Origin of the sequence: Mesorhizobium sp. C277A, assembly GCF_040324395.1 — a bacterium.
Lineage (GTDB): Bacteria > Pseudomonadota > Alphaproteobacteria > Rhizobiales > Rhizobiaceae > Mesorhizobium.
Genome location: NZ_JAMYVW010000002.1, coordinates 3,042,306 through 3,064,996, shown reverse-complemented (window position 1 = coordinate 3,064,996; position 22,691 = coordinate 3,042,306). Strand labels below are relative to the sequence as shown.

Annotated in this window: 19 protein-coding genes; 12 read left to right on the top strand and 7 right to left on the bottom strand. The window is 62.8% G+C overall.

Annotation, left to right across the window (positions count from 1 at the left end; genetic code table 11):
• Positions 1-13 precede the first annotated feature (13 nt).
• From NKK52_RS15195 to NKK52_RS15180, 4 genes are all read right to left on the bottom strand, one after another.
• Positions 14-1,111 (bottom strand): ABC transporter ATP-binding protein, encoded by a 1,098-nt coding sequence (locus NKK52_RS15195; protein WP_023681188.1) that lies wholly within the window; start codon positions 1,109-1,111, stop codon positions 14-16.
• A 124-nt stretch (positions 1,112-1,235) separates the two neighbouring features.
• Positions 1,236-2,126: a carbohydrate ABC transporter permease gene (locus NKK52_RS15190; protein WP_023681190.1), complete on the bottom strand. Its 891-nt coding sequence runs from the start codon at positions 2,124-2,126 to the stop codon at positions 1,236-1,238.
• Positions 2,123-3,082 (bottom strand): carbohydrate ABC transporter permease, encoded by a 960-nt coding sequence (locus NKK52_RS15185; protein ID WP_023681191.1) that lies wholly within the window; start codon positions 3,080-3,082, stop codon positions 2,123-2,125. Before NKK52_RS15185 ends, NKK52_RS15190 begins: the two co-directional genes overlap by 4 nt.
• A gap of 81 nt (positions 3,083-3,163) precedes the next feature.
• Entirely contained in the window at positions 3,164-4,642 is a 1,479-nt protein-coding gene (locus NKK52_RS15180; RefSeq protein WP_023712166.1) for an ABC transporter substrate-binding protein, read from the bottom strand.
• A 205-nt stretch (positions 4,643-4,847) separates the two neighbouring features.
• On the opposite strand from NKK52_RS15180, the gene NKK52_RS15175 reads away from it, so the two are divergent.
• From NKK52_RS15175 to NKK52_RS15155, 5 genes are read left to right on the top strand one after another with little or no spacing between them, the layout of a single operon-like run.
• On the top strand, positions 4,848-5,558 hold the full coding sequence (locus NKK52_RS15175) for a GntR family transcriptional regulator (protein WP_023681193.1): 711 nt from the start codon (positions 4,848-4,850) through the stop codon (positions 5,556-5,558).
• A 54-nt stretch (positions 5,559-5,612) separates the two neighbouring features.
• Positions 5,613-6,779: a mandelate racemase/muconate lactonizing enzyme family protein gene (locus NKK52_RS15170; RefSeq protein WP_023681194.1), complete on the top strand. Its 1,167-nt coding sequence runs from the start codon at positions 5,613-5,615 to the stop codon at positions 6,777-6,779.
• 56 nt (positions 6,780-6,835) lie between these two features.
• The gene (locus tag NKK52_RS15165) at positions 6,836-8,194 is read left to right on the top strand and encodes a mandelate racemase/muconate lactonizing enzyme family protein (RefSeq protein WP_023681195.1); all 1,359 of its coding nucleotides are present in this window, start codon (positions 6,836-6,838) and stop codon (positions 8,192-8,194) included.
• A 45-nt stretch (positions 8,195-8,239) separates the two neighbouring features.
• Complete coding sequence (locus tag NKK52_RS15160; protein ID WP_023681196.1) at positions 8,240-8,566, top strand: NIPSNAP family protein; 327 nt, start codon at positions 8,240-8,242, stop codon at positions 8,564-8,566.
• 8 nt (positions 8,567-8,574) lie between these two features.
• Positions 8,575-9,777, top strand: coding sequence for a mandelate racemase/muconate lactonizing enzyme family protein (locus NKK52_RS15155; RefSeq protein ID WP_023681197.1), 1,203 nt, complete (start codon positions 8,575-8,577; stop codon positions 9,775-9,777).
• 74 nt (positions 9,778-9,851) lie between these two features.
• On the opposite strand, the gene NKK52_RS15150 is transcribed toward NKK52_RS15155, so the two are convergent.
• On the bottom strand, positions 9,852-10,490 hold the full coding sequence (locus tag NKK52_RS15150; protein WP_023681198.1) for a MarR family winged helix-turn-helix transcriptional regulator: 639 nt from the start codon (positions 10,488-10,490) through the stop codon (positions 9,852-9,854).
• Between the two features lie 117 nt (positions 10,491-10,607).
• Here NKK52_RS15150 and NKK52_RS15145 point away from each other — a divergent pair, with 117 nt between their 5' ends.
• Positions 10,608-12,137 carry an MDR family MFS transporter gene (locus NKK52_RS15145; protein WP_031203639.1) on the top strand — a complete coding sequence of 510 codons (1,530 nt, stop codon included), beginning with the start codon at positions 10,608-10,610 and terminating at the stop codon, positions 12,135-12,137.
• Positions 12,138-12,205: 68 nt separating this feature from the next.
• Positions 12,206-13,042 carry an amidohydrolase family protein gene (locus NKK52_RS15140; protein WP_023681200.1) on the top strand — a complete coding sequence of 279 codons (837 nt, stop codon included), beginning with the start codon at positions 12,206-12,208 and terminating at the stop codon, positions 13,040-13,042.
• 49 nt (positions 13,043-13,091) lie between these two features.
• Here NKK52_RS15140 and NKK52_RS15135 read toward each other — a convergent pair whose 3' ends face one another.
• Positions 13,092-13,877, bottom strand: a complete 786-nt coding sequence (locus NKK52_RS15135) for an SDR family NAD(P)-dependent oxidoreductase (RefSeq protein WP_023681201.1) — start codon at positions 13,875-13,877, stop codon at positions 13,092-13,094.
• Between the two features lie 83 nt (positions 13,878-13,960).
• Between NKK52_RS15135 and uxuA the strand changes: the two genes are divergently transcribed.
• The 5 genes from uxuA (at position 13,961) to NKK52_RS15110 (ending at position 21,301) form a co-directional block, all read left to right on the top strand.
• Entirely contained in the window at positions 13,961-15,145 is a 1,185-nt protein-coding gene (gene uxuA / locus NKK52_RS15130; protein WP_023681202.1) for a mannonate dehydratase, read from the top strand.
• A 203-nt stretch (positions 15,146-15,348) separates the two neighbouring features.
• On the top strand, positions 15,349-16,638 hold the full coding sequence (locus NKK52_RS15125; RefSeq protein WP_023681203.1) for a D-arabinono-1,4-lactone oxidase: 1,290 nt from the start codon (positions 15,349-15,351) through the stop codon (positions 16,636-16,638).
• The gene (locus tag NKK52_RS15120) at positions 16,635-17,807 is read left to right on the top strand and encodes an alanine racemase (protein WP_023752124.1); all 1,173 of its coding nucleotides are present in this window, start codon (positions 16,635-16,637) and stop codon (positions 17,805-17,807) included. Before NKK52_RS15125 ends, NKK52_RS15120 begins: the two co-directional genes overlap by 4 nt.
• A 79-nt stretch (positions 17,808-17,886) precedes the next feature.
• A complete protein-coding gene (locus NKK52_RS15115) occupies positions 17,887-19,599 on the top strand; it encodes an aldehyde dehydrogenase family protein (RefSeq protein ID WP_352629259.1) in 1,713 nt (570 codons plus the stop codon).
• Positions 19,600-19,648: 49 nt separating this feature from the next.
• On the top strand, positions 19,649-21,301 hold the full coding sequence (locus tag NKK52_RS15110) for an FAD-binding dehydrogenase (protein ID WP_023685306.1): 1,653 nt from the start codon (positions 19,649-19,651) through the stop codon (positions 21,299-21,301).
• 239 nt (positions 21,302-21,540) lie between these two features.
• Here NKK52_RS15110 and dgoD read toward each other — a convergent pair whose 3' ends face one another.
• Positions 21,541-22,689 (bottom strand): galactonate dehydratase, encoded by a 1,149-nt coding sequence (gene dgoD / locus NKK52_RS15105; RefSeq protein WP_023685304.1) that lies wholly within the window; start codon positions 22,687-22,689, stop codon positions 21,541-21,543.
• Between the last annotated feature and the right edge of the window lie 2 nt (positions 22,690-22,691).

Here is a 22,691-nt window from a genome sequence, read left to right as displayed (position 1 = left end):
CCCCCGTCTTGTCTCAGCCGGCCTTGAGGGCCAGTTCAGTTTCGCCATCGAACAGATGCAGCCGCTCCTGGTCGAACTCGAGCCAGATCTGCTCGTCAGGTGCGACGGCGATGTTGGGGGACACGCTGATGTTGACGATGGCGCCTGACAGCAACGCCTGCACGAAGGTGACGTCTCCGGTCGGCTCCACTGTATAGGCCCTGGCCGGGACGCTGCCTGGCACCGCGCTCTTGTGGAGCCTGATGGTCGAGTGACGTGCGCCGAGCACGACTTTCCTCGACGTTGCCCCCGCAACCTTCCGGGCGTTGAGCGGCGAGAGCTCAAGGCTCCAGCCCTCCGCGCCGGTCAACGCAGTGTTGCCGTTTGCTGTCGATGCCTCCAGTGGAACAAGGCTCATCGCCGGGCTGCCGATGAAGCTGGCGACGAACATGTTCACCGGATGGGCAAAGACCTGCGCCGGAGAATCGTATTGCAACAGGTAGCCGCCGTTCATCACCGCCATCTTGTCGGCCATGGTCACGGCTTCGAGCTGGTCGTGCGTGACATAGATGATGGTCGCCTTGAGATCCTGGTGGAAGCGCTTGATCTCCGAGCGCATCTGGACGCGCAGTTTGGCGTCGAGGTTGGAGAGCGGCTCGTCCATGAGGAAAACGGCAGGGTCGCGGACGAGGGCGCGCCCCAAGGCGACACGTTGCTGCTGCCCGCCTGAAAGTTCGCGCGGCTTGCGCTCGAGCAGGTGCGTCATGTCGAGCACGCGCGCCGCTTCCTTGACCTTCCTGTCGATCTCGTCCCTGGGCAGCTTGCGCATCTGCAGCGGGAACGCCAGGTTCTTGTAGACCGATTTCTGCGGGTAGAGCGCGTAGTTCTGGAACACCATCGCGATGTCCCGGTCCTTGGGGTCGAGGTCGTTGACCACGCGGTCGCCGATGACGATGTCGCCCGATGTGACCGGGATCAATCCCGCGACAAGATTGAGCGTGGTTGTCTTGCCGCAGCCCGAAGGGCCGACGAGCGCAACGAACTCGCCGTCATTGACCGTCAGCGAAACGTCGTTGACAGCTTTGAAGCCGCCATAGGTCTTGACGAGATCTCTCAGGTCCACGTGGGCCATCGGCAACTCCCTACGGCATGATGCCGAAAAGTGTGAAGCGGTTTTCGGACGACATCATGCTCTATCTCTTTGATTTAGAGGCGGATTCAGATTTGAGGTCGAACAGACCTGACATCATCCGGCTCTAGTGTTTGACCGCGCCTTCGGTAAGGGCGCGTACGAAGTATCGTTGCAGGAGGAGGAACAGCACCACGACGGGCACGCTCATCATGAAGCTGGCCGCCATCAGGCCCGGAAAGTCCGTCGTATTCTCCGAGAAGAAACGCTGTATGCCGACCGGCAGGGTCAACTGCTCGTTCTTGGAAAGGAAGGTGTAGGCATAGATGTACTCGTTCCAGGCGCCAATGAAGGAATAGATCGCGGTGGCGATGATTCCGGGCGTCGAGAGAGGCATCACGATCAGGATGAAGGCCTGGAACCGGGTCGCCCCATCGATCCGCGCCGCCTGCTCGAGCTGCACCGGAATGTTGTCGTAAAAGCCCTTGAGCAGCCAGATCGCCAGCGGCAGGCCGAAGGTGAGATAGGTGAGAATGAGCGAGCCATGCGTGTTCACCAGCCCGATCGCGCGCATCAGGATGAAGAGCGGCACGAGAAAGATCACCGCCGGGAACATGTTGCGCAAAAGCACGGTGAAGAACAGGAAGTTTCGACCGGGGAAACGAAAGCGCGAAAACGCGTAGGCAGCAGGAACGGCCACGATCACCGAAAGGATTGTGGTGACCGTCGACACGTAGAGGCTATTCCAGAAAAAACGCAGGAAGTCCTGACCGACGCTGTTTTGCGGATCGAGCAGCTTCTGGTAGCTGGCCAGGGTAGGCTCTTCCGGCCACCATTGCGGCGGGAACTGCATCGCCGCGAAGCCGGACTTGATCGATGTGATCAGCATCCAGATCATCGGCAACGCGGTGTAAAGCAGCATGAACACGAGGAAGATGCGCCCGGCCCACCGCCATCCGTCGATGCGCATGCGGCGCCGGGCCGGACCTCGAGGGGCTGTCTCGACGATCGTGCTCATGCGCTCCCCTCTTTGCGCTCGTTGCCGGCCAGCGCACGAACGTAGAAGTAGCCCAGCACCATCAGCATGAGGAACAGGAGTACCGAATAGGCCGATGCGACGCCCCATCGCTGCCGGCCGAAGGCGAGCTCATAGATGTGGGTGATCCAGATATGCGACGCGTTCGACGGCCCGCCACCGGTCATGATCCACGGGATGATGAAGGAATTGAAATTGGCCACCGCGAGCAACAGGATCGTCACCGTCGAGACGTTGCGCAGATGCGGGAAGGTGACGTGCCAGAAACGCTGCCATGCATTGGCCCCGTCGACTTCGGCGGCGCGCAGCAACTGGTCGGGGACCGTCTGCAAGCCGGCCATCATCATGATCATGGCAAACGGAAACTCGCGCCAGATATTGACGACGATCAAGGAGGGCAGCACCGTGCTGACGTTGTCGATGAAGTTCGGCGGCCGGTCGGCCAATCCGAGGCCGACCAGCACCGCGCCGATGATGCCGAAGTCCGAATGGTAGATCCACTTCCAGATATAGGAGGCGGCAACCGCGCTGATGACCCAGGGAATGATCAGGATAGCGCGCAGGACGCCCCGGCCGATAAACTCGCGGTGGAGCGCCAGCGCGGCGGCAAACCCAAGGGCAAAGGCAACGAAGGTGGATGCGATCGTCCAGATCAGGGTGTTCAGGGTAACTTTCCAGAACACCTGACTGGTGAGGATGGCCGTGTAGTTGTCCAATCCGATGAAGGTCTTGTCGCGGAGCTGCAGGCCAGGCGGCGTCTTAAAGAACGACAGCTCGACCGTGTAGTAGATCGGATAGGCGATGACGATGAGCATCACGGCGATCGCTGGAAGCACGTAAGCGTAGTCGGCGCGATGCTCCCAGATATTCCGCAGCACGCCGGAGCTACCGGGTTGCAATCTTCGGCGAGCCTCGGCCTTGCCGGTCACGATCGTCACGATGGCGTGCCCTTATTGTTCGGAGCAAACCGGCTGCACGCACTATCGGCGCAGCCGGTCGGATCGCAGGTCAGGCCCGGACTAGAGTCCGTCCATCAGGTTTTTCACCTTCTCGGCCGCGTCGTCCGCTGCCTGGTCGACGGTCATCGCTCCGGTCAGGGCGTTCTGCAGCATGTCCGGGACGATGATATTCATGATCTCGGGGGATTGCGGCAGCGCCGGGAACGGAATGCCGTATGGCAACATCGAGGTGGTGACATCGAGGAACTTGATGTTGTCCAGACGTTCCTTCATCCATTTGGTCTTGAAGCCGTTGAGGTTGCCCGGGTTCGAGCCGGCATACGCCATCTTCAGCGACCATTCAGGGCTCGTCCACATGCAGATGATGGCCTTTGCGGCCGGCTCGTCCACCTTGCCGCCCTCGACATATTCGGGCTTCAGGATGTGAATGTTCGAGCCGCCAAACACGACGGCGCGCTTGCCGTCGGGGCCGGTCGGGATCAGGCCGTAGCGCATGTTGTCGATGACGGTCTGCGCCTTCTCCTTGTCGGCGCCCGTTGCCTTCTTCTGCAGGTCGAGCATGACGTTATAGTCGGACGGGTGCGAGACCATCATGCCGAGTTGGCCGGCGACGAACAGGGGCTGGTTATCGGCCTGCTGGTTGGTGAGCGCCGAAACCGGGACCGACTTGTCGCGAACATACATGTCGTAGGAGGCTTGCAACGCCGCCTTGCTTTGCGGGCTATTGAGTTCGACCTCCTTATAGGTCGGGTTCGCGGAGGCTTCGTCGAAGACACCGCCGCCATAGGCCCATAGTTGCGGCATGAAGCGGTACGGCGTGTTGCCGGCGTTCTTTCGCGCCACGAGGCCGTAGCCGGCAATGCCGAGCTTGTCATGGATCTGCTTGGAATATTTGACGACGTCGTCCCAGGTCGCCGGAGCCTTGTCCGGATCGAGGCCCGCACGCTTGAAGATGTCGGCGTTCCAGATGAACGCCATCGTCTCATTGTTGGTGGGAATGCCGTAGGTCACGCCATCCCAGGTTACCGCCTTCATGGCGCCGGGCCAGAAATCCTCCGTGGGATAGCCCACATCTTCCGGCTTGAGCGGCTGCAGATAACCCTTCGAGGCGAACTCGGTTCCACCCAGGATTTGCAGGCGGACCGCCATCGGCGCGGCATTGCCCAGCAGCGCCGTGCGGAACTTGTCGAGAAGGTCGTTGTAGGTGAGGGCCTGATCCTCGAGCTGGATGTTCGGATAGGTCTTGCGGAAGGTCTCGAAGAAATCCTTGTAGTACTGACGCAGCAGGTCGGGGTCGCCCTCGAACACGCCCTGATACCAGAACGTCAGTCGCCCCTTGTAGTCGAGCGGAGTGACCTTGCCGCAATCGGCGGCCGTGTCGAAATCCTGTGTGCCGGCGATGGAGCGCACATATTCCGGCGACCACTTGCTCAAATCGACCGGCGGCGAACCCAGCGCCGATCCCGACATGAGCGACGCCATCAAAGCAGTGGCGACAGTGCCGCGCAGGACGGCACCGCCGAGTGTAATCCTCGTCATAGTATCCTCCCAGATTCTCCCATGCCGCTGTGCGCCAAGGGGCTCGTTCGACCGTGCGGGATGCGTCCTTCTGCTCAATGTATCCCTTCGATCATCTGGTACGTTTTCAGATCGTGGATTGCCTGTCAACGCACCCGATCGTACATTGTTTGCAAAACCCGTGTATGATATCGAGCATGTGATGTACTAATCGGGGGAGCCGGCTTTGGCCGAAACAAGCGATTTCAAAGCAGAGCCACCCGTGGGGATTGATCCCATCGGGGCGTCCAGCGAGGGCGCCTCGCTTTATGAACTGATCCGGGAAGACATCATCGAGGGACGGCTCGCCGCCAACGAACGACTTGTGGTTACCGATCTCGCCCGGCGTCACGGCACCTCGACCAACCCCGTACGCGAGGCGCTGCAGCTGTTGCGAGGGGAGGGCTTCGTCACCTTTGTCGCCAACCGTGGCGCGCGCGTCCGGCCCATAGACCAGGATTTTGTCCGGGATATCTACGAGATCGGAGTCCTGATCGAGCCGGCCCTGACGCGATGGTTCGTGAACATGGCGACCGGCGAGGACATCGCCGAACTCGAACGCATCCAGGCTCTGATCGAAGAGAACAACTTCACCGACACATTGCGGCACAGTGAACTGGATACCGCCTTCCACACCGTAATGTACCAGCGCCACTACAACCGCCATGCCGCCGAGCTTTGGTGGAAGCATCGCGAAGTGCTGCGAGCCGTGAGCCGGCGTTTCAATTTCACGCTCGCGCGGCGGGCCGCCATCATGCGTGAACACCGCGAGCTCATCGCGCATATCAAAGCGGGAAATGCCGACGAGGCGGCCGAACTCATTGCCCGCCATGTCGAGGGTTCCGGCCGGCACGTTCTCGAACAGATGCGTGCGCGCAACGCCGCTCGGGCCGGATAGAACTTCCAGCCCAGAAAATCATTGGTCCGGCCATCAGACAGAGGTAGTTGAGAGATGAAAATCACGAGCGTTCGGCCGTGGCTGATCAAGTCCGATGCTTCCTATTGGGGGGAGTTCCTGTTCGTCGAGGTGACGACCGACGAAGGGGTGAGTGGCTGGGGGGAAATCACCACCACCACAAGGCTCGCCAACCGCGCGCTGTGCACGATCTTGCGGCAGATCGGTGTTGCCGTCACAGGTGAGGATCCGGCGCGCATCGAGCATCTCTGGCACAAGATTTTCCGCAGCTTCACCTATATGGGCAGCCGCGGCGCCGCAGTCGAATGCGTGAGCGCTATCGACATAGCGCTCTGGGACATTCGCGGCAAAGTTCTAGGCAAGCCGATCTACGAGCTGCTGGGCGGACCGGTGCGCGATGAAATCGCGCTCTATACCCATCCCAACCAGGCCAAGTTTACCAGCAAGGAGGCTGTGGTCCGCGAAATTCGAGACATCGTCGAATCCGGACACACCGGGCTGAAGTTCGATCCTTTCCCCCACCAGGGCCGCATCGCCGATGGCTTGGCGCGCGAACAGCGGGACGGCTACCTCGATGGCAGCATGACCCGCAAGGACGAGCGCGAGGCTGCCGAACTAACGGCTTTGATCCGTGAAACGGCGGGGCCCGATGTCGACATTCTCATCGACGCGCATGGCCGCTTCGACGTCCCCACCGCCATTCGCCTCTGCCGAAGCCTCGAGGAAGCCGGCCAGATCGACTGGTTCGAGGAGCCATGCCCGCCAGAAAGCCTCAATGCTCTCAAGCAAGTGCGTGAGAAGGTCAGTGCCGCCATCTCGTGGGGCGAGCGCGGCCACACCAAATGGGATTTCGTGCCGGTGCTCGAGAACAGGCTTGCGGACTACATCATGCCGGACGTTACCTGGACCGGCGGCATTACCGAACTGAAGAAGATTTCCGCCCTGTGCGAAGCCTACTACATCCCGGTCTCGCCCCATGACGCCGCGGGACCGATCAATGTGGTTGCGGGAGCGCAGGTGATGATGACGGTTCCCAACTTCTACAAGCTCGAAACGTCGGAGTGGAACCTGGACAAATATAATCACCTCATCGACGAGCCACTCGATGTCTCGAACGGCAGCCTCAAGCTGGCGTCGAAGCCGGGTCTCGGTGTCGAGATGAACCGAGACTACCTGCAGGCCCACGAGATAGAGCTTGGCTAGCAACGCTTATGCAGGCCGGGGGTGCGGGGCGCCACCAATCAGAACGAGGATAAGCCATGGCAAAGACGGGTAGCGCCGGCGAGGCGCTCAATCGGGTAAATACGAACTCCAGGCCGAGCGACCTGCGCATCACCGACCTGCGCGTTGCCGAGATCGTCGGCGCGCCGTTCACCTCCGCGCTGGTCAAGATCTACACCAACCAGGGCATTGTCGGCCTGGGCGAAGTGCGCGACGGCGCCAGCGCGACCTATGCGCTGATGCTGAAGAGCCGGTTGCTGGGCGAGAACCCTTGCGACGTCGACCGGCTGTTCCGGCGCATCAAGCAATTTGGTGGCCATGGACGGCAAGGTGGCGGCGTCTCGGCAGTCGAGATCGCGCTTTGGGACCTCGCCGGCAAGGCGTATGGCGTGCCGATCTACCAGATGCTGGGGGGACGGTTTCGCGACAAGGTGCGTGTCTATTGCGACACCGACGCGGACAAGCCCAGTGGCACCGAGACCGGAAAGCGGCTCAAGGCGCGGATGGATCTCGGTTTCACCTTCCTCAAGATGGACCTCGGGCTGGCGCAGATCTCCCATATCCCGGGCGCAGTGGTGGCGCCGGCCGGCGTGCTCGACGGTTTCCGCAGCCATGCCGCTCGCGGCCCGGCACGCACGCTGGACGAGCGCCGGGCGCGCAACGCCGCCTATGATGCGCAGAACGTGCCGCATCCCTTCACCGGCCTCCATTTCACCGAAAAGGGCCTCGACCTGCTCGATCGATATATTCACGAGGTCCGCGAGGTGATCGGCTACGAGGTCCCGCTCGCCATCGACCATGTCGGCCACATCTCGCTGCAGGACGGCATCCGTCTGGCCCGGCGGATCGAGAAATACGCACCGGCCTGGCTCGAGGACGTGATCCCCTGGCAGTACACCGAGCAGTATCGGCAGTTGCAGCAGGCGACCTCGGTGCCGATCTGCACGGGTGAGGACATCTACCTCAAGGAAGGCTTCGAGCCGCTGCTCAACGCCGGCATCTCGGTCATCCATCCGGATCTGCTGACCACCGGCGGCATTCTCGAGACCAAGAAGATCGGCGACGCGGCGCAGGAGCATGGCGTCGCCATGGCCATTCACATGGCGGAAAGCCCGATCGCGGCAATGGCCGCCGCGCATGTCGCGGTGGCGACGGAAAACTTCATGGCGCTCGAATATCACAGCGTCGAAGTCGACTGGTGGGACGACATCGTCACCGGCCTGCCCAAGCCGCTGGTCAAGGACGGGTTCATCACCGTGCACGATAAACCGGGCCTCGGCATAGACGATGTGGTCGACGAGGTCATCAGCCAGCATCTGCAGGACGGCGTCAAAGGCATCTGGCAGCCGACCGACCACTGGGACGACGAATACTCCTGGGACCGCACCTGGAGCTGACGCTACACCTCTCCCCGAAGGGAGAAGTAAACAGAAGGATCAACCATGATCTACGAACTTCGCATTTACGACTGCGTGCCGGGCCAGCTGCCGGCGCTGCTCAAGCGTTTCAACGACCATACCTTGGCGCTGTGGGATAAGCACGGCATCCGCCAAGCCGGGTTCTTCACCACGGTGGTCGGCGAAAGCAGCAATCGACTGACCTATTTCGTCGCCTGGGAATCCTTGGCCGAGCGCGAAGTGAAATGGAAGGCCTTCACCACCGATCGGGCATGGCTCGAGGCCCGCGACGAGTCCGAGCGCGATGGCCCGATCCTGGCCAATATTTCCAGCCAGTTTCTCGCGCCAACCGCCTTCTCGTCGGTGAAATAGAGGACATCATGAAGATCACCGATCTCAGGTGCGCCGTCATCGGCAGGCACCCCATCGTGCGCATCGTCACCGACGAAGGCCTCCATGGCCTCGGCGAGGTCGAGTACACCAAGCCTTATCTGAAACCCTGGGTGCTGCATTTCCGCGACGCGCTGATCGGCGAGGACCCGACCGATGTCGAACGCGTGATGTTGAAAATCCGCCAGCGCGGCTCGTTCAAGCCCTACGGCGCCGCCGTCAGCGCTATCGAGCATGCTCTCTGGGACATCGCCGGCAAGGCGGCAGGCGTTCCGGTCTACAAGCTGCTCGGCGGCAAGGTGCGCGACAAGGTGCGGGTCTATAACGGTTCCATCCGCAAGAAGCGCTCCGGCGACAAGCCCGAGGATTACGCGGCCGACGTCAAATGGATGATGGAGCGGCCGGAAGGTTTCTTCATGGTCAAGCAAGGCATCAGCTTCCACTCCAACATGAAGACCAGCGTTCCCGACTTCCACTATGGCGTGCGCCAGCCGCCGACCTATCACGGCGCGATGGACCAGGGGCAGATCAGCGAGCGCGGCATGGCGCATATGATCGAATGCGTCATCGCCATGAAGGAGGTGCTCGGCGACAAGGTTTCGCTGGCGCTGGATTGCGGCCCCGGCTGGTTCCTGCCCGACGCCATCCGCTTCGCGCGGGCCGTCGAAAAATACAATCTGATGTGGCTGGAGGACATGCTGACCGGCGACTACGTGCCATGGGTCAACCCGCAAGCCTATCGCGAACTCACGACATCGACGTCCACCCCCATCCACACCGGCGAGCAGATCTACCTGCGGCATAACTTCAAGGAACTGATCGAGACCCAGGCGGTCCGTGTCATCGGTCCGGACCCCGCCGATATCGGCGGCATCGCCGAGCTCAAATGGGTGGCCGAGCACGCCTATATGCACTCGATCATGATGGCGCCGCACGGCACGGCGAACGGTCTGCTCGGCCTCGGCGCGCTGATCAATGTCTGCGCCACGCTGCCGGCCAACTACATCGCCTTCGAATATCCCAGCGCCTCCGACCCGTGGTGGGAGGACATCGTCATCGGCCTGCCCAAGGGGCAGATCGTCAGGGATAGTATGGTCGACCTGCTCGAAGCTCCGGGACTCGGCCTCGACATCGATGCCAAAGCGGCTAAGAAATACCTGGCGGAAGAGGACGCCGGTTTCTTCGGCCGATAACGATCCGAGGCGACCTGAGCGTCAAGGGCTATCGAACGGCTCGCACACATGGGTGAGCGTCCACGCCGTGCCGCCTATTTCGTTTCGGGCAGCATCTCGTCCATCAACTGCTTGACGGCCTTGGCGGATCTTTTCATCCCGGCTTCGTCCATGGCCCAACCGGCGAAGCGTTCCAGCAAGGTGGCGAACCTTACTAGGTCCTGCTCATCCCACTGTGCCAGCGATCCGGCGAAAATCCGCCATTTGGTCTGGCGCACCGCCGCCACGAGGCGCTCACCCTTGGCGGTGAGTTTGAGGCAGATGCGGCGGGCATCGCGTTGCGATGCGACACGGCAGGCATAGCCGCGTTCGACGAGGTCGGCCGCGATGCGGCTGGCGCGCGACGGATCGATCTCGAGGCGCTCGGCGATGACGCCAACCGTCACCTCATCCTGCTGGGTAGCGCTGAAAAACGGATTGTTCGCGATGGCGCTGATCGCATCGAGATGGCTCACTTCCAGCGAAGGGTCTACGCGCGCCAGGATCATGCGGCCGAAGTCGCGGCGCTGGATCGAGCGGCGCACCTTGCTCATTACCGCATCGATGGCGGCCACGGCCTCGGCCGCCGGTTCGGACAGGCCGCTGCCGCGCGCCAGATCGGCGAGATCCCGGTCGCCGCGCGTCTGGAACAGGGCTGGAAATCGGTCCGGACTGCCGGATGCGTTGCTGCTCATCCCATAGCGCGTTAGCAAGAATATATGCTGATGTCAATTATATGCTACGCGCACATATCTGATTGACACCTCCTGGTTGTGGGCACATAAATCGCGCCCCAAGTTACGGAGACACCGATGACTGTCGAGCAGACGCTGCCGGACGCGCGGCCCGTTGAGGCCCAAGTCAGGCCCGACCTTACGACCTTGATCGTCTATTTCGGCGCGCTGATCGCCATGTTCATGGCAACCATCGACATGCAGATCGTCGTCACCGCCTTGCCCACCATTGCCGGCGAACTCGGCAATCTGCATTTGTTCGGCTGGGTCGGTGCCGCCTACCTGCTCTCGACCGCCGCGGTCTCGCCATTCTACGGCAAGCTTGGCGACATGTATGGCCGCAAGAATGTCGTGCTGACGGCGATCGGCCTGTTCCTGCTGGGCTCGCTGGTCTGCGGCATGGCATGGTCGATGGAGAGCCTGATCGCCGCGCGCGTGCTGCAGGGTATCGGCGGGGGTGGGTTGATGGTTTCGGCCTTCGCCATGATCGGCGAACTGTTTTCGCCGCGCGACCGCGCCAAATATCAGGGCTACAGTTCGGCGGTGTTCGCGCTGTCGTCGGTGCTCGGCCCGCTGGCCGGCGGCTACATCACCAGCCTGTTCGGCTGGCGTTGGGTGTTCCTGGTCAATTTGCCGATAGGGATCATCGTGCTGGCGGTGCTGGCCTTCGCCATGCGCAGCCGGTTCAACGAAAAGCGGCACCGCATCGACTATCTCGGCGGCGTGCTGCTCGCCGCCGGCACGACGGCGATCGTTTATTGGGGCTACCACGTGCTCGACCCCAGCGGACCGGACCTCATCACCTTCGCGCTGCCGCTGCTGGCACTAGTCGCCATCACCTTGTTCGTCATGGTCGAGCGGCGGGCCGAAGAGCCGATCGTACCTCTGCGGCTGTTCGGCGATTCGACGGTCAGCATCGTCTCGGGCGTGTCGCTGGTCGCCGGAACGGTGACGCTGGGCATGTTCTTCTATTTTGCCCTCTACATGCAGACGCTGACGGGCCTGAGCCCGGCCGAGGTAGGCTTCCTGTTCCTGCCGGCGTCGCTCACGTCCATGGTCATCTCGATCGTCGCCGGGCGGGTGATCGCGGCAACCGGACGCTACAAATGGATGCCGGTGGTCGCCATGGCTATTGGCGGGTTTCTGATGCTGGGCTTCGTCCTCACCAACCAGCATACGCCGATCTGGGTATTGGCGACGATGATGGCAGTGTTCGGCATCAGCATGGGCCTGCAGTTCCAGGTGCTGATCGTGGCGATCCAGGCGGCAGCACCCCTGCAGGATATCGGCGCGGTGACATCGCTGATCACCCAGGCGCGGACGCTCGGAGCATCGCTGGGTCTGGCGCTGAACGGCGCGGTGATGATCTGGGCGCTGAACCGGCAGACAGCCGAGCTTCCTGCAGACGCCGCCGCCCTGCTGCCGGGTGGCCTGAACGGGTTGACGCCGCACCTCGCATCGAGCCTGCCGGGCGCGATCCGCGAAGTGGTGCTCGACCATTACTCCAGTGGCTTCAACGTGATGTTCATCTGGGTGGCGGCGCTCTATTTCGTCGCCATGGGGCTGACGCTGCTGCTCGAGGACAAAGAGATCCCGAAGCGGGGCTGAGCCAGAGTATGTCCATGCGCTGGGTTTAGGCATTTGGCGATGATCTGAAATCACCGAGGAGGACAGCCATGATCATCGACACTCATCTGCACCTGATCGACCTGTCGGCGCTGCGCTATCCCTGGCTCAGCCGCGAGCCGGCGCTCAACCGCGATTTCCCGCACGCAGAATATGCGATCCAGGCCCGCCGCGCCGGCATCGAGGCCGCGCTGCATATGGAGGTCGACGTCGATGAAGCCGACATCCAGGCCGAGACCAGCCATGTGAAGGCGCAGTCGCTGGAAAAGGGCACGCTGTTGCGCGGGGCGATCGCCTCCTGCCGTCCGGAGGAGGCCGGCTTCGCCGCCTATCTCGAGCGCCAGCAAGCCGATCCCTTCGTCAAGGGGTTCCGCCGCGTGCTGCATGTCATGCCGGACGAGCTTTCGGACAGCGCGCTGTTTCGCGAAAACATCAAGCGGCTTGCCGGCACAGGCCTGACCTTCGACTTCGTCGTCCTGCCGCATCAGATTCCAAGGGCGGTTGCGCTCGCCGATCTGGCGCCGGATGTGCAGTTCGTGCTCGACCATTGCGGCGTGCCCGACATCAAGGCCAGTGCGGAACATCCGTGGCGCGAGCATATGAGTGAGATCGCGCGGCGTCCCAATGTCATCGGCAAGATCTCCGGCGTCGTCGCCTATGCCGATGCCGGCTCATGGACAGTCGAGACCTTGCGCCCCTATGTCGAGCACACGATCGGCTGCTTCGGCTGGGACCGCGTCGTGTGGGGCAGCGACTGGCCGGTGTGCACGCTTGGCGGTGGCCTTGCGACCTGGGTGGCGGCGACGCATGCGTTGATCGCTGGAGCAAGTCCTGAGGAGAGAACGAAACTGCTGTCGGGCAATGCCAAGCGGATGTGGAAGCTGTAGCGCGGTCGGACACCGATTGCCTGCAAGCGCGCAGAACGCCATGATAGCGCTACTTCACGCCAATACCTGCCGTCAGGCCGCCATCGATCCTGTAGTCCGCGCCGGTGCAGAAACCGGCCTTCGACGAGCACAGGAAGGCGATGAGTTCCGCCACTTCCTCCGGTTCGCCGATACGGCCGAGCGGATGCGCCGCGCCGAAGCGCTTGTAGGCCTCTTCGACATCGGCATCGCTGCCGCCGTCACCGCGCGCAGCCTTCTCCAGGATCGGCGTGCGGATCGAGCCCGGGCTGACCGAATTGACGCGGATGCCTGATGCCGCGTAGTCGAGCGCCAGCGAGCGCGTCAGCGTGTGGATGGCGCCCTTGGTCGTGGCATAGGCGGCGACGTTCTGCTGGCAGGCAAAGCCCTGCACCGAGGCGACGTTGACGATGGCGCCGCCTCCGCGCTTGATCATTTCCGGAATGCCGAAATGCGCGGTCAGGTAGATCGAGCCGACATTGACCGTCATCGTTCGGTTCCAGGTTTCCCAGTCGGTGGTCGTCGCCGTGCCATAGGGATGGACGGCGGCTGAATTGACGATGACATCAAGGCCGCCGAACCTTGCGACGCCAGCCGCCACCGCGTCGCGCACCTGGTCGGAGATGGACACATCGGTTTCGATGACCAGCACCGCAGCTCCAGCGCTTTCCAGTTGCGCTTTCATCGCCGCATTGGCGCTGCGGTCGATGCCGCAGGCGATGATTGCGGCGCCACCGGCCGCAAGGCGTCTGGCGGTTGCCAGGCCAATGCCGGTCGTCCCCGTCACCAGGGCGACCTTGCCGTCGAAATCCATCATTTCTAAAAACTCTTCCATTTTCTATCGACTCCCATCGAGGTCCAACAATAAGTTGCCAACCTCTCGCAGAAGGAAAGCCGAAAATGGAACAATGCTGGCGCTGGTATGGGCCCGATGATCCGGTGACGCTCGATCATGTCAAGCAGGCGGGCGCCACCGGCGTGGTCTCGGCGCTCCACCATATCTATGACGGCCGGGCGTGGCCTGAGGCCGAAGTGCTGGAGCGCAAGCGCATTATCCAGGAAGCAGGACTGACCTGGTCGGTCGTCGAGAGCATTCCGGTCCACAATTCCTTCAAGATCGGCGCGCAGGAACGCGAGCGCTATGCCGGCTATTACCGCGATTCGATCCGCGCGCTGGCCAAGGCCGGCATCGCCACGATCTGCTACAATTTCATGCCGGTGGTGGACTGGACCCGCACCGATCTAGCCTACCGTCTGCCGACGACAGGCTACGCCCTGCGTTTTGATGCCGTTGATTTCGCCGCCTACGATCTGTTCGTGCTGAAGCGCAAGAACGGAGCTGACAGCTACACGCCGGCGCGTATTGCGCAGGCGGAAGCGCGGCTGAAGGAATTGCCGCCCGAGAAGATCGACCAGATCGAGCGCAATCTGATCGCCGGCCTGCCGGCTACAGAGCGCAAGTATGACCGCGACAGTTTTCGCGAGGCGCTTGCGGACTATGACGGGATCGGGCCGAAGGAGTTGCGCGACAACCTCGCGTGGTTCCTGCGCGAGATCATTCCGGTGGCGGAAGAGGAGGGGGTGCGCATGTGTATCCACCCCGACGATCCGCCGTTTTCGCTCTACGGCCTGCCGCGCGTCGTTTCGACCGCCGAGGATGCGCGTTTCATTCTCAATGCCGTCGACAGCCAGGCCAATGGGCTGACGTTCTGCACCGGGTCCTACGGCACGCGCGCCGACAACGACATCGTCGCCATGGTCAAGGAATTCGCCGACCGCATCCACTTCGCCCATTTGCGCAACATCACCATCGAGGATGACGGCTCGTTCTACGAGGCCGAGCATCTCGAAGGCGGCACCGACATGGCGCATGTCATCCTGGCGCTGATGCAGGAGGAGGCGCGCCGCCGCAAGGAGGGCCGCGCCGACTGGCAAATCCCGATGCGGCCGGACCATGGCCACCTGCTCGCCGACGATATCGGCAAGACAAGGATCAATCCCGGCTACTCGCTGATCGGCCGCCTGAAGGGCTTGGCCGAATTGCGCGGCATCATGCGGGCCGTGGAAACGTTTGGGCTGGCTTGAAGGGGCAACGAACTTGCGTTCAATGCCGACGCCGGCTCAGCGTGCGTCGCTGTAGATAATGCGGCCGGCGCGGACGCAAGACACCTCCGATTGCCAGGTTGACAGAAAGCTGACAATGTATCATATCCGGAAAAGCTGACTATGTATCATATTATCTAGCGCTAGGAGAAAGACCGGCAAAGCCGGCGCCCCAGGGAGGGATCGTGGGAGAGGCTATCAGCCAGTGGAGCAATTGGTCGGGCTATGTCACGGCCACGCCGCATGCTTTTGCCGAACCGCAGAGTCTCGATGAGCTGAGTGGTGCCATTCGCAACTCGCCGGGACCAGTTCGATTTGTCGGCACGGGCCATTCCTTTACGCCGCTGGTCAAGAATGACGGCACCATCCTGTCGCTCGACCGCTTCGAGGGCCTGAGGTCGCACGATCCCGAAAAACTGACGGCGCGGGTCGGCGCCGGCACCAAGATCGGCGCGCTGGCAAAGCTGTTGCACGGCGTCGGCCAGGCGCTGCCGAACATGGGCGACATCGACAAGCAGGCGTTCGGCGGGGCGCTCGGCACCGCCACGCACGGCTCGGGCATCACACTTGGCGCGTACCACACCCAGCTCGAGGCGATGCAGATCGTCGACGGGCGTGGCGCGCTGAAAGAGTTCGACCGTGCCAAGAGCCCCGACATGATCGAAGCCATGGGCGCTTCGCTCGGCGCTTTCGGCGCCGTCACCGAAGTGACGATCCGCAACGTGGCGAGCTACCGGATGCGGCACCGCCGCTGGACGGCGCCGATCGCCGATGTGCTTGCGCAATTCGAAAGCACCATGACGGCGCATCGTTCGGCCGAGTTCTACTACGTGCCGTTTTCGGGCCAGGCGCTGCTGATTGCCAGCGACATCACCGAGGCGCCGGCGACGGTGCGTCCGCCGACGGAAGACGACGATGCGGTGACGACGCTGAGAAAACTGCGCGACTATCTCAGCTGGCTCCCTTGGCTGCGCCGCCGTCTCATCGGCTCGGCCTTCGCCAAGGTGCCGGCCGAGGATTATATCGAGGAGTGGCTGAAGGTCTTCACCTCCGAGCGCAACGTCAAGTTCAACGAGATGGAATACCACCTGCCGTTCGAGGAAGGGGCGGCCGCACTCAGCGAAATCATTGCGCTGCTCGAGACGCGGTTTCCAGAGGTCTATTTTCCGATGGAGGTGCGCGTCGTCGCGCCCGACAATGTCTGGCTCAGCCCCTTCTACAAGCGCCCAACCTGTTCCATCGCCATCCATCACGGCGTCGAGCGCGATCCGATGGCGTTCTTCAACGCCGCCGAGCCGATCTTCAGGAAGCGCGGCGGCCGCCCGCATTGGGGCAAGATGCACAGCCTGACATCAAGGGAATTGAGCGCGCTCTATCCGCGCTGGAACGATGCGATGGCGGTCCGCCGCGAGATGGACCCGGACAACCGCTTCGTGTCGCCCTATATTGCCAGGCTGCTCGGCGTCGCGGCATGAGCCTGACCGACACCTATTTCGCGGAAATGTCGGGCGCGCTCAGGGCAGCCGGGATCTTTCAGCCTTGCCTGGTGCTCGATCTCGACCGGCTCGATCACAACATCGCTGCGATCAAGGCGAAGTTCGCCACGGGCCTCGATCTGCGCCTCGTCGACAAGTCGCTGCCATGCCTGCCGCTGATCGACTATATCCGCGCGGCGTTTGCGACCGACAGGCTGATGACCTTTCATCTGCCGATCAGCGCCGAGATGCTGAAAGTGTTTCCCCAAGTCGATCTCCTGTTGGGCAAGCCGATGCCGGTTGCCGGCGCCAGGCACGCGCTGACGAAGGGCGTTCTCGCCGGGCTCGGCGAAGCTACGTCGCGCATCGTCTGGCTGATCAATACCGAGGAGCGGCTGGCCGCCTATGGCTCGCTTGCCGCCGAGCTCGACCGCGAGCTGCGCGTCTGCTTCGAGGTCGATGTCGGCCTTCATCGCGGCGGTATCAGCGATCCCGACTCACTGGCCCGGGCAGTTTCCGCGTTGGCGAATTACCCGCGGCTGAAATGCGAAGGCGTCATGGCCTACGAGGCGCATATCGGCCATATCCCCAAACTGCTGGGAGGACCGGCCAAGGCGCGCGTCAAGGCGATCAGCCTGTTTCGCCAGTATGTCGCTTGCCTTGCCGCCGACCAGCGCAAGATCCTCAATCTTGGCGGCAGCAGCACCGCATTGCTCTATGACAGCTGGGTCGGCGCCAATGAATTGTCCATCGGATCGGCTTTTATGCTGCCGACCGATTTCGATGTGCCGAGCCTCAGCCAATTGCGGCCTGCCGCATTCATCGCGACGCCGATCCTGAAAGTGGTCGATGTCCAGGCGCCGGGCCTCGACCAGCGCTCCTGGCTGCTGCAGAAGCTCGGGCTGTTGCCGCGGCGCGGCTGTTTTCTCTATGGCGGAAAATGGATGGCGAAGCCCGTCCATCCCACAGGGATGAAGACCGACAAGACGTTCGGCTTTTCGACCAATCAGCAATTCATGGCGCTGCCCGACAACGTCAATGTCGGGCCTGACGACTACGCCTTCCTGCGTCCGACGCAGAGCGAATTCGTGCTACAGCAGTTCGGTTCGATCCAGGTCTATTCCGGCGGGAAATTCGTCGAGCAATGGGCCGCACTGCCGTTTTCGTAGAGCAATTCCAGGAAAAGTGTGAAGCGGTTTTCCCACAGGAATTGCGTCAAACAAAGAGATCGAAGTGGAGGAGGATAGGATGGTTGCCAAGGCAGTCAAAACCCAGCCCGTGCAGCCTGAATGGGCAGCCGAACTCGACCTCGCGCTCACCGATCTCGACGCCAGGAAGGACGACTGGGCGCAGACCTCGAATGGCGAGCGGATCGCCTTGCTGCGGCAGGTCAAGGATCACATCCGCGAGGTCGCCGAGGCGTGGGTCAAAACCGCGACGCGCAAGAAGGGCATCCCGACCGGCTCGCCGCTGGAAGGTGAGGAATGGCTGGCTGGCCCGGCGGCGCTGATGGATGGCTGCAACCAGTTCATCCACACGCTCAGCCTGATGGAGGGCAAGAAGTTCCTCGACAGACTGCCGGTCCGCACCTTGCCTAGCGGACAGGTGGCGGTGACGGTGGTTCCGAATTCGCTCTGGGACAAGGTGTTGTTCACCGGGCTGAAGGCCGAGATCTGGATGCAGCCCGGCGTGACCAAGGCGAACCTGGCCGCAAACACCGCATCGGCCTATGACGCGCCGCGCACCAGCCGCAAGGGCAAGATCGGCCTCGTGCTCGGCGCCGGCAACGTCGCCTCGATCGCGCCGCTCGACTGCCTGCACAAGCTGCTCGTCGAACATCAGGTCGTCCTGCTCAAGATGAACCCGGTCAATGATTACCTCGTTGATTTCCTGCGGCCGGCGCTGCGGCCGCTGATCGAATTCGGCGCGCTGCGCATCGTGCGCGGCGGCACCGATGTCGGTGCGTATCTGTGCAACCACGATCTCGTCGACGACATCCACATCACCGGTGCCGCCGCCTCGCATGACGCGATCGTCTGGGGTCCCGGCGAGGAGGGCCGCAAGAACAAGGCGGCGGGCACGCCGCGCAACAGCCGGCGTATCACCTCTGAGCTTGGCGGCGTGGCGCCGACCATCGTGGTGCCCGGCCCATGGTCGAATGCCGACATCGCCTACCATGCCGAACTGATCGCCACACAGAAGCTCAACAATTCCGGTTTCAACTGTATCGCCTGCCAAATGCTCGTGTTGCCCGAAGGCTGGGACAAATCCGACGCGCTTCTGGCGGCCCTCGAAAAGGTGATGCAGAAAGCCCCGTCGCGCCCGGCCTATTATCCCAGCGCGACCGAGCGCCTCGCCGCCTTCGAGGCGCATGCCGACAGCGTACAGAAATTCGAGCGGCCCGGCGGGCCGGCCTGCGTGGTGGTGCCGTTCCGGCCGGGCACGGATACCTATCTCGAAAATGCCGAGGTGTTCGCGCCGGCGCTCAGCGTCATGCGGCTGCCGGCGGGCAATGCGGAATCCTATCTGCGCGCCGCTGTCGCCTACGCCAATGAAAAGCTGCACGGCACGCTTGCCGCCAACATCCTCATCCATCCCAGGACGATCGCCGAGATCGGCCGGCAGCGCTTCGAGGAAATCATTGCCGAACTGCGCTATGGCGGCATCGGCATCAATTCCTGGAGCGGCGTTCTGTTCGCGCTGCTGCGCCCGACCTGGGGTGCTTTCCCTGGCCACACGCTCGACGACGTGCAGAGCGGCATCGGCGTCGTCCACAACACCTATTTGTTCGACAGACCGGAACGCAGCGTGCTCGAAGCGCCGTTCCGCATCATGCCGAAGCCGGCCTGGTTCCTGACCCACAAAAGGGCACACATGGTCGGCCGCCTGATCACCGAGTTCAACTACCAGCCGAGCCTCCTGAAGCTGCCGCGCATCATCTGGAACGCGCTGCGCGGCTAGCAACGAGCATCCGATCTCGAAAACAAAAGCCGGCACAGGAGCTACGACAATGGCTGACGCGGACGCAATCATCCTTGGCGGCGGGCTGGCCGGCCTGGCCGCAGCTGCGGAACTCGGCGATGCCGGAAAGCGCGTGATCATCGTCGAGCAAGAGGGTGGCGGTTTTCTCGGCGGCCAGGCATTCTGGTCGCTCGGCGGCCTGTTTTTGGTCAACACGCCCGAGCAGCGCCGCCTGCGCATCAAGGACAGCCGCGACCTCGCCTGGCAGGATTGGCTGGGTTCTGCCCAGTTCGACCGGCCCGAGGACCATTGGCCAAGAAAAGTGGCGGAAGCCTATGTCGATTTCGCCGCCGGCGAGATGCGGCCGTGGCTCTACGCCATGGGCATGCGCTGGTGGCCGGTGGTCGGCTGGGCCGAGCGCGGCGGCGCGCTGGCCAATGGCCACGGCAATTCAGTGCCGCGCTTCCACCTGACATGGGGCACTGGGCCGGGCGTGGTCGCGCCGTTCGAAAGGCGCGTGCGCGAGCACGTCGCCAAAGGGCTGATCACTTTGAAATTCCGTCATCAGGTCAGCCGGCTGATCAAGACCAACGGCGCGGTCACCGGCGTCGCGGGCGAAATCCTGGAGGCATCCGATGTCGAGCGCGGCAAGCAGTCGAGCCGCACGGCCGTCGGCGATTTCGAGCTTTCGGCCGGTGTCGTGATCGTCACCTCCGGCGGCATCGGCGGCAATCATGAGTTGGTTCGCAAGGTCTGGCCGGTCCGGCGGCTGGGGCCAGCGCCGAAGCGTATGGTTGCCGGCGTGCCGCACCATGTCGACGGCCGCATGGTGGCGATCACCCAGGACGCCGGCGGGGCCGTCATCAACGCCGACCGCATGTGGCACTATGTCGAGGGGATCAAGAACTGGAATCCGATCTGGCCGAACCACGGCATCCGCATCCTGTCGGCGCCGTCGCCGCTATGGTTCGATGCTCTGGGACAACGCATGGAGGCGCCGTTCTTCCCGAGCTTCGATTCGCTCGGCACCTTGAAGCGTATCCTGTCGACGGGACACGATTATTCCTGGTTCGTGCTGAGCAAGACGATCGCTTCGAAGGAGTTCGTGCTGTCGGGTTCGGAGCAAAACCTAGACTTTACGGCCAAGGATTGGCGGGCCGTGCTGAAGAACCGGCGCGGCGGCAAGGCGCCACCATCGGTGGCAGCGTTCCTGGAAAAGGGCGAGGACTTCGTCGTCCGCGACAACCTGGCCGACTTGGTCGCCGGCATGAACGCGCTGTCAGGCGACAATCTGCTCGACTACGACCGGCTCAAGGCGCAGATCGTGGCGCGCGATCGCGAGGTCGACCATGCCTATACCAAGGATGCGCAGGTCACAGCCGTCCGCGGCGCCCGCAACTACATTGGCGACAAGATCTTCCGGGTGACCAAGCCGCACAAGATACTCGATCCCAGGCACGGGCCGCTGATCGCGGTGCGCCTCAACATCCTGACGCGCAAAACGCTTGGCGGCCTGCACACCAATCTCAATTCGCAGGTTCTCGACGGCAATGGCGAACCCATTGCCGGGCTCTATGCGGCAGGCGAGGTGGCCGGCGGCGGTGGCGGCGGCTATCACGGCTACAATGCGCTGGAAGGGACATTTCTCGGCAGCTGCATCTTCTCCGGCAGGAACGCAGGCCGGCACGCCGCGGGCAGGTGACGCGGCTGGCGGGCCAAGAAAAGGTCGATGAGAACAGGACATCCGCCATGTTCCATGGATAGCGACTGCTTTCGATCGCTTGCGGCAACCCAGGCGGTCAGCGAGTTGCGGCTTGCCGGCGCCGACGGTTCCCATGCGCTGGTGCTCGGCGCTGCGGCCCATCAGAGGCCTGCGTTACGCTGGCGCCACCGCGAAATCGAACCCGAGGTCCTGAAGGCCTGGCCGCAAGGTCGGCCGAGCTACCACTCGGCGAAGGAGCCGTCCTTGTGACGCCAGACCGGGTTGCGCCAGCGGTGGCCTTCCTTGGCGCGTTCCTTGACGTAGTCCTCGTCGATTTCGACGCCGAGGCCGGGACCATCGGGGATTGCGACATAGCCATCCTCGTAGCGGAAGACGTCCTTGTTGGCGGCATAGTCGAGCAAATCGTTTGCGGCGTTGTAGTGGATGCCGAGGCTCTGTTCCTGGATGAAGCAGTTGTAGCTGACGGCATCGAGCTGCAGGCAGGCGGCGAGCGCGATCGGGCCGAGCGGGCAGTGGGGCGCCACCGCAATGTCATAGGCCTCGGCCATCGCTGCGATCTTGCGGCATTCGGTGATGCCGCCGGCATGCGACAGGTCTGGTTGGATGATGTCGACGGCGCCTTGTTCGAACACCGATTTGAAATCCCAGCGGCTGTAGAGCCTCTCGCCGAGTGCGATCGGCGTCGAGCCGAGGGCGGCGATCTCCTTCAGCGCCTCGCGATTTTCGCTCAGCACCGGCTCCTCGATGAACATCAGCCGGTAGGGTTCCAACTCCTTGACCAGCATGCGCGCCATCGGCCGGTGGACGCGGCCGTGGAAATCGACGGCGATGCCAATGTTGGACCCAACGGCCTCGCGCACCATGGCGACTCGTTCGACAGCCGCATCTATTCTGTCATGGTTGTCGACGATCTGCAGTTCCTCGGTGCCATTCATCTTCAGCGCCTGAAAACCGCGCGCCACCACTTCCCTGGCGCCATCAGCCACTTCCGCCGGCCGGTCGCCGCCGATCCAGGAATAGACCTTGATGCTGTCGCGCAGCTTGCCGCCGAGCAGTTCGTGCACAGGCACGCCGAGCGCCTTGCCCTTGATGTCCCATAGCGCCTGGTCGATGCCGGCAATGGCGCTCATCAGGATCGGCCCGCCGCGGTAGAAGCCGCCGCGATGCATCACCGTCCAATGGTCCTCGATCAGGCGCGGGTCCTTGCCGATCAGATAATCGCCAAGTTCCTTGACCGCTGCCTCGACCGTCAGCGCACGGCCTTCGACCACAGGCTCGCCCCAGCCGGTGACGCCGGCATCAGTCTCGATCTTCAGGAACAGCCAGCGCGGCGGGACGATGTAGGTGGTGAGCGAGATGATTTTCATGC

Excerpts from the sequence above, each read along its gene's own strand:
- NKK52_RS15195 (WP_023681188.1), bottom strand. The coding sequence starts at position 1,111 with ATGGCCCACGTGGACCTGAGAGATCTCGTCAAGACCTATGGCGGCTTC.
- NKK52_RS15190 (WP_023681190.1), bottom strand. The coding sequence starts at position 2,126 with ATGAGCACGATCGTCGAGACAGCCCCTCGAGGTCCGGCCCGGCGCCGC.
- NKK52_RS15180 (WP_023712166.1), bottom strand. The coding sequence starts at position 4,642 with ATGACGAGGATTACACTCGGCGGTGCCGTCCTGCGCGGCACTGTCGCC.
- NKK52_RS15170 (WP_023681194.1), top strand. The coding sequence starts at position 5,613 with ATGAAAATCACGAGCGTTCGGCCGTGGCTGATCAAGTCCGATGCTTCC.
- NKK52_RS15165 (WP_023681195.1), top strand. The coding sequence starts at position 6,836 with ATGGCAAAGACGGGTAGCGCCGGCGAGGCGCTCAATCGGGTAAATACG.
- NKK52_RS15160 (WP_023681196.1), top strand. The coding sequence starts at position 8,240 with ATGATCTACGAACTTCGCATTTACGACTGCGTGCCGGGCCAGCTGCCG.
- NKK52_RS15155 (WP_023681197.1), top strand. The coding sequence starts at position 8,575 with ATGAAGATCACCGATCTCAGGTGCGCCGTCATCGGCAGGCACCCCATC.
- NKK52_RS15150 (WP_023681198.1), bottom strand. The coding sequence starts at position 10,490 with ATGAGCAGCAACGCATCCGGCAGTCCGGACCGATTTCCAGCCCTGTTC.
- NKK52_RS15145 (WP_031203639.1), top strand. The coding sequence starts at position 10,608 with ATGACTGTCGAGCAGACGCTGCCGGACGCGCGGCCCGTTGAGGCCCAA.
- NKK52_RS15140 (WP_023681200.1), top strand. The coding sequence starts at position 12,206 with ATGATCATCGACACTCATCTGCACCTGATCGACCTGTCGGCGCTGCGC.
- NKK52_RS15135 (WP_023681201.1), bottom strand. The coding sequence starts at position 13,877 with ATGATGGATTTCGACGGCAAGGTCGCCCTGGTGACGGGGACGACCGGC.
- uxuA (WP_023681202.1), top strand. The coding sequence starts at position 13,961 with ATGGAACAATGCTGGCGCTGGTATGGGCCCGATGATCCGGTGACGCTC.
- NKK52_RS15120 (WP_023752124.1), top strand. The coding sequence starts at position 16,635 with ATGAGCCTGACCGACACCTATTTCGCGGAAATGTCGGGCGCGCTCAGG.
- NKK52_RS15115 (WP_352629259.1), top strand. The coding sequence starts at position 17,887 with ATGGTTGCCAAGGCAGTCAAAACCCAGCCCGTGCAGCCTGAATGGGCA.
- NKK52_RS15110 (WP_023685306.1), top strand. The coding sequence starts at position 19,649 with ATGGCTGACGCGGACGCAATCATCCTTGGCGGCGGGCTGGCCGGCCTG.
- dgoD (WP_023685304.1), bottom strand. The coding sequence starts at position 22,689 with ATGAAAATCATCTCGCTCACCACCTACATCGTCCCGCCGCGCTGGCTG.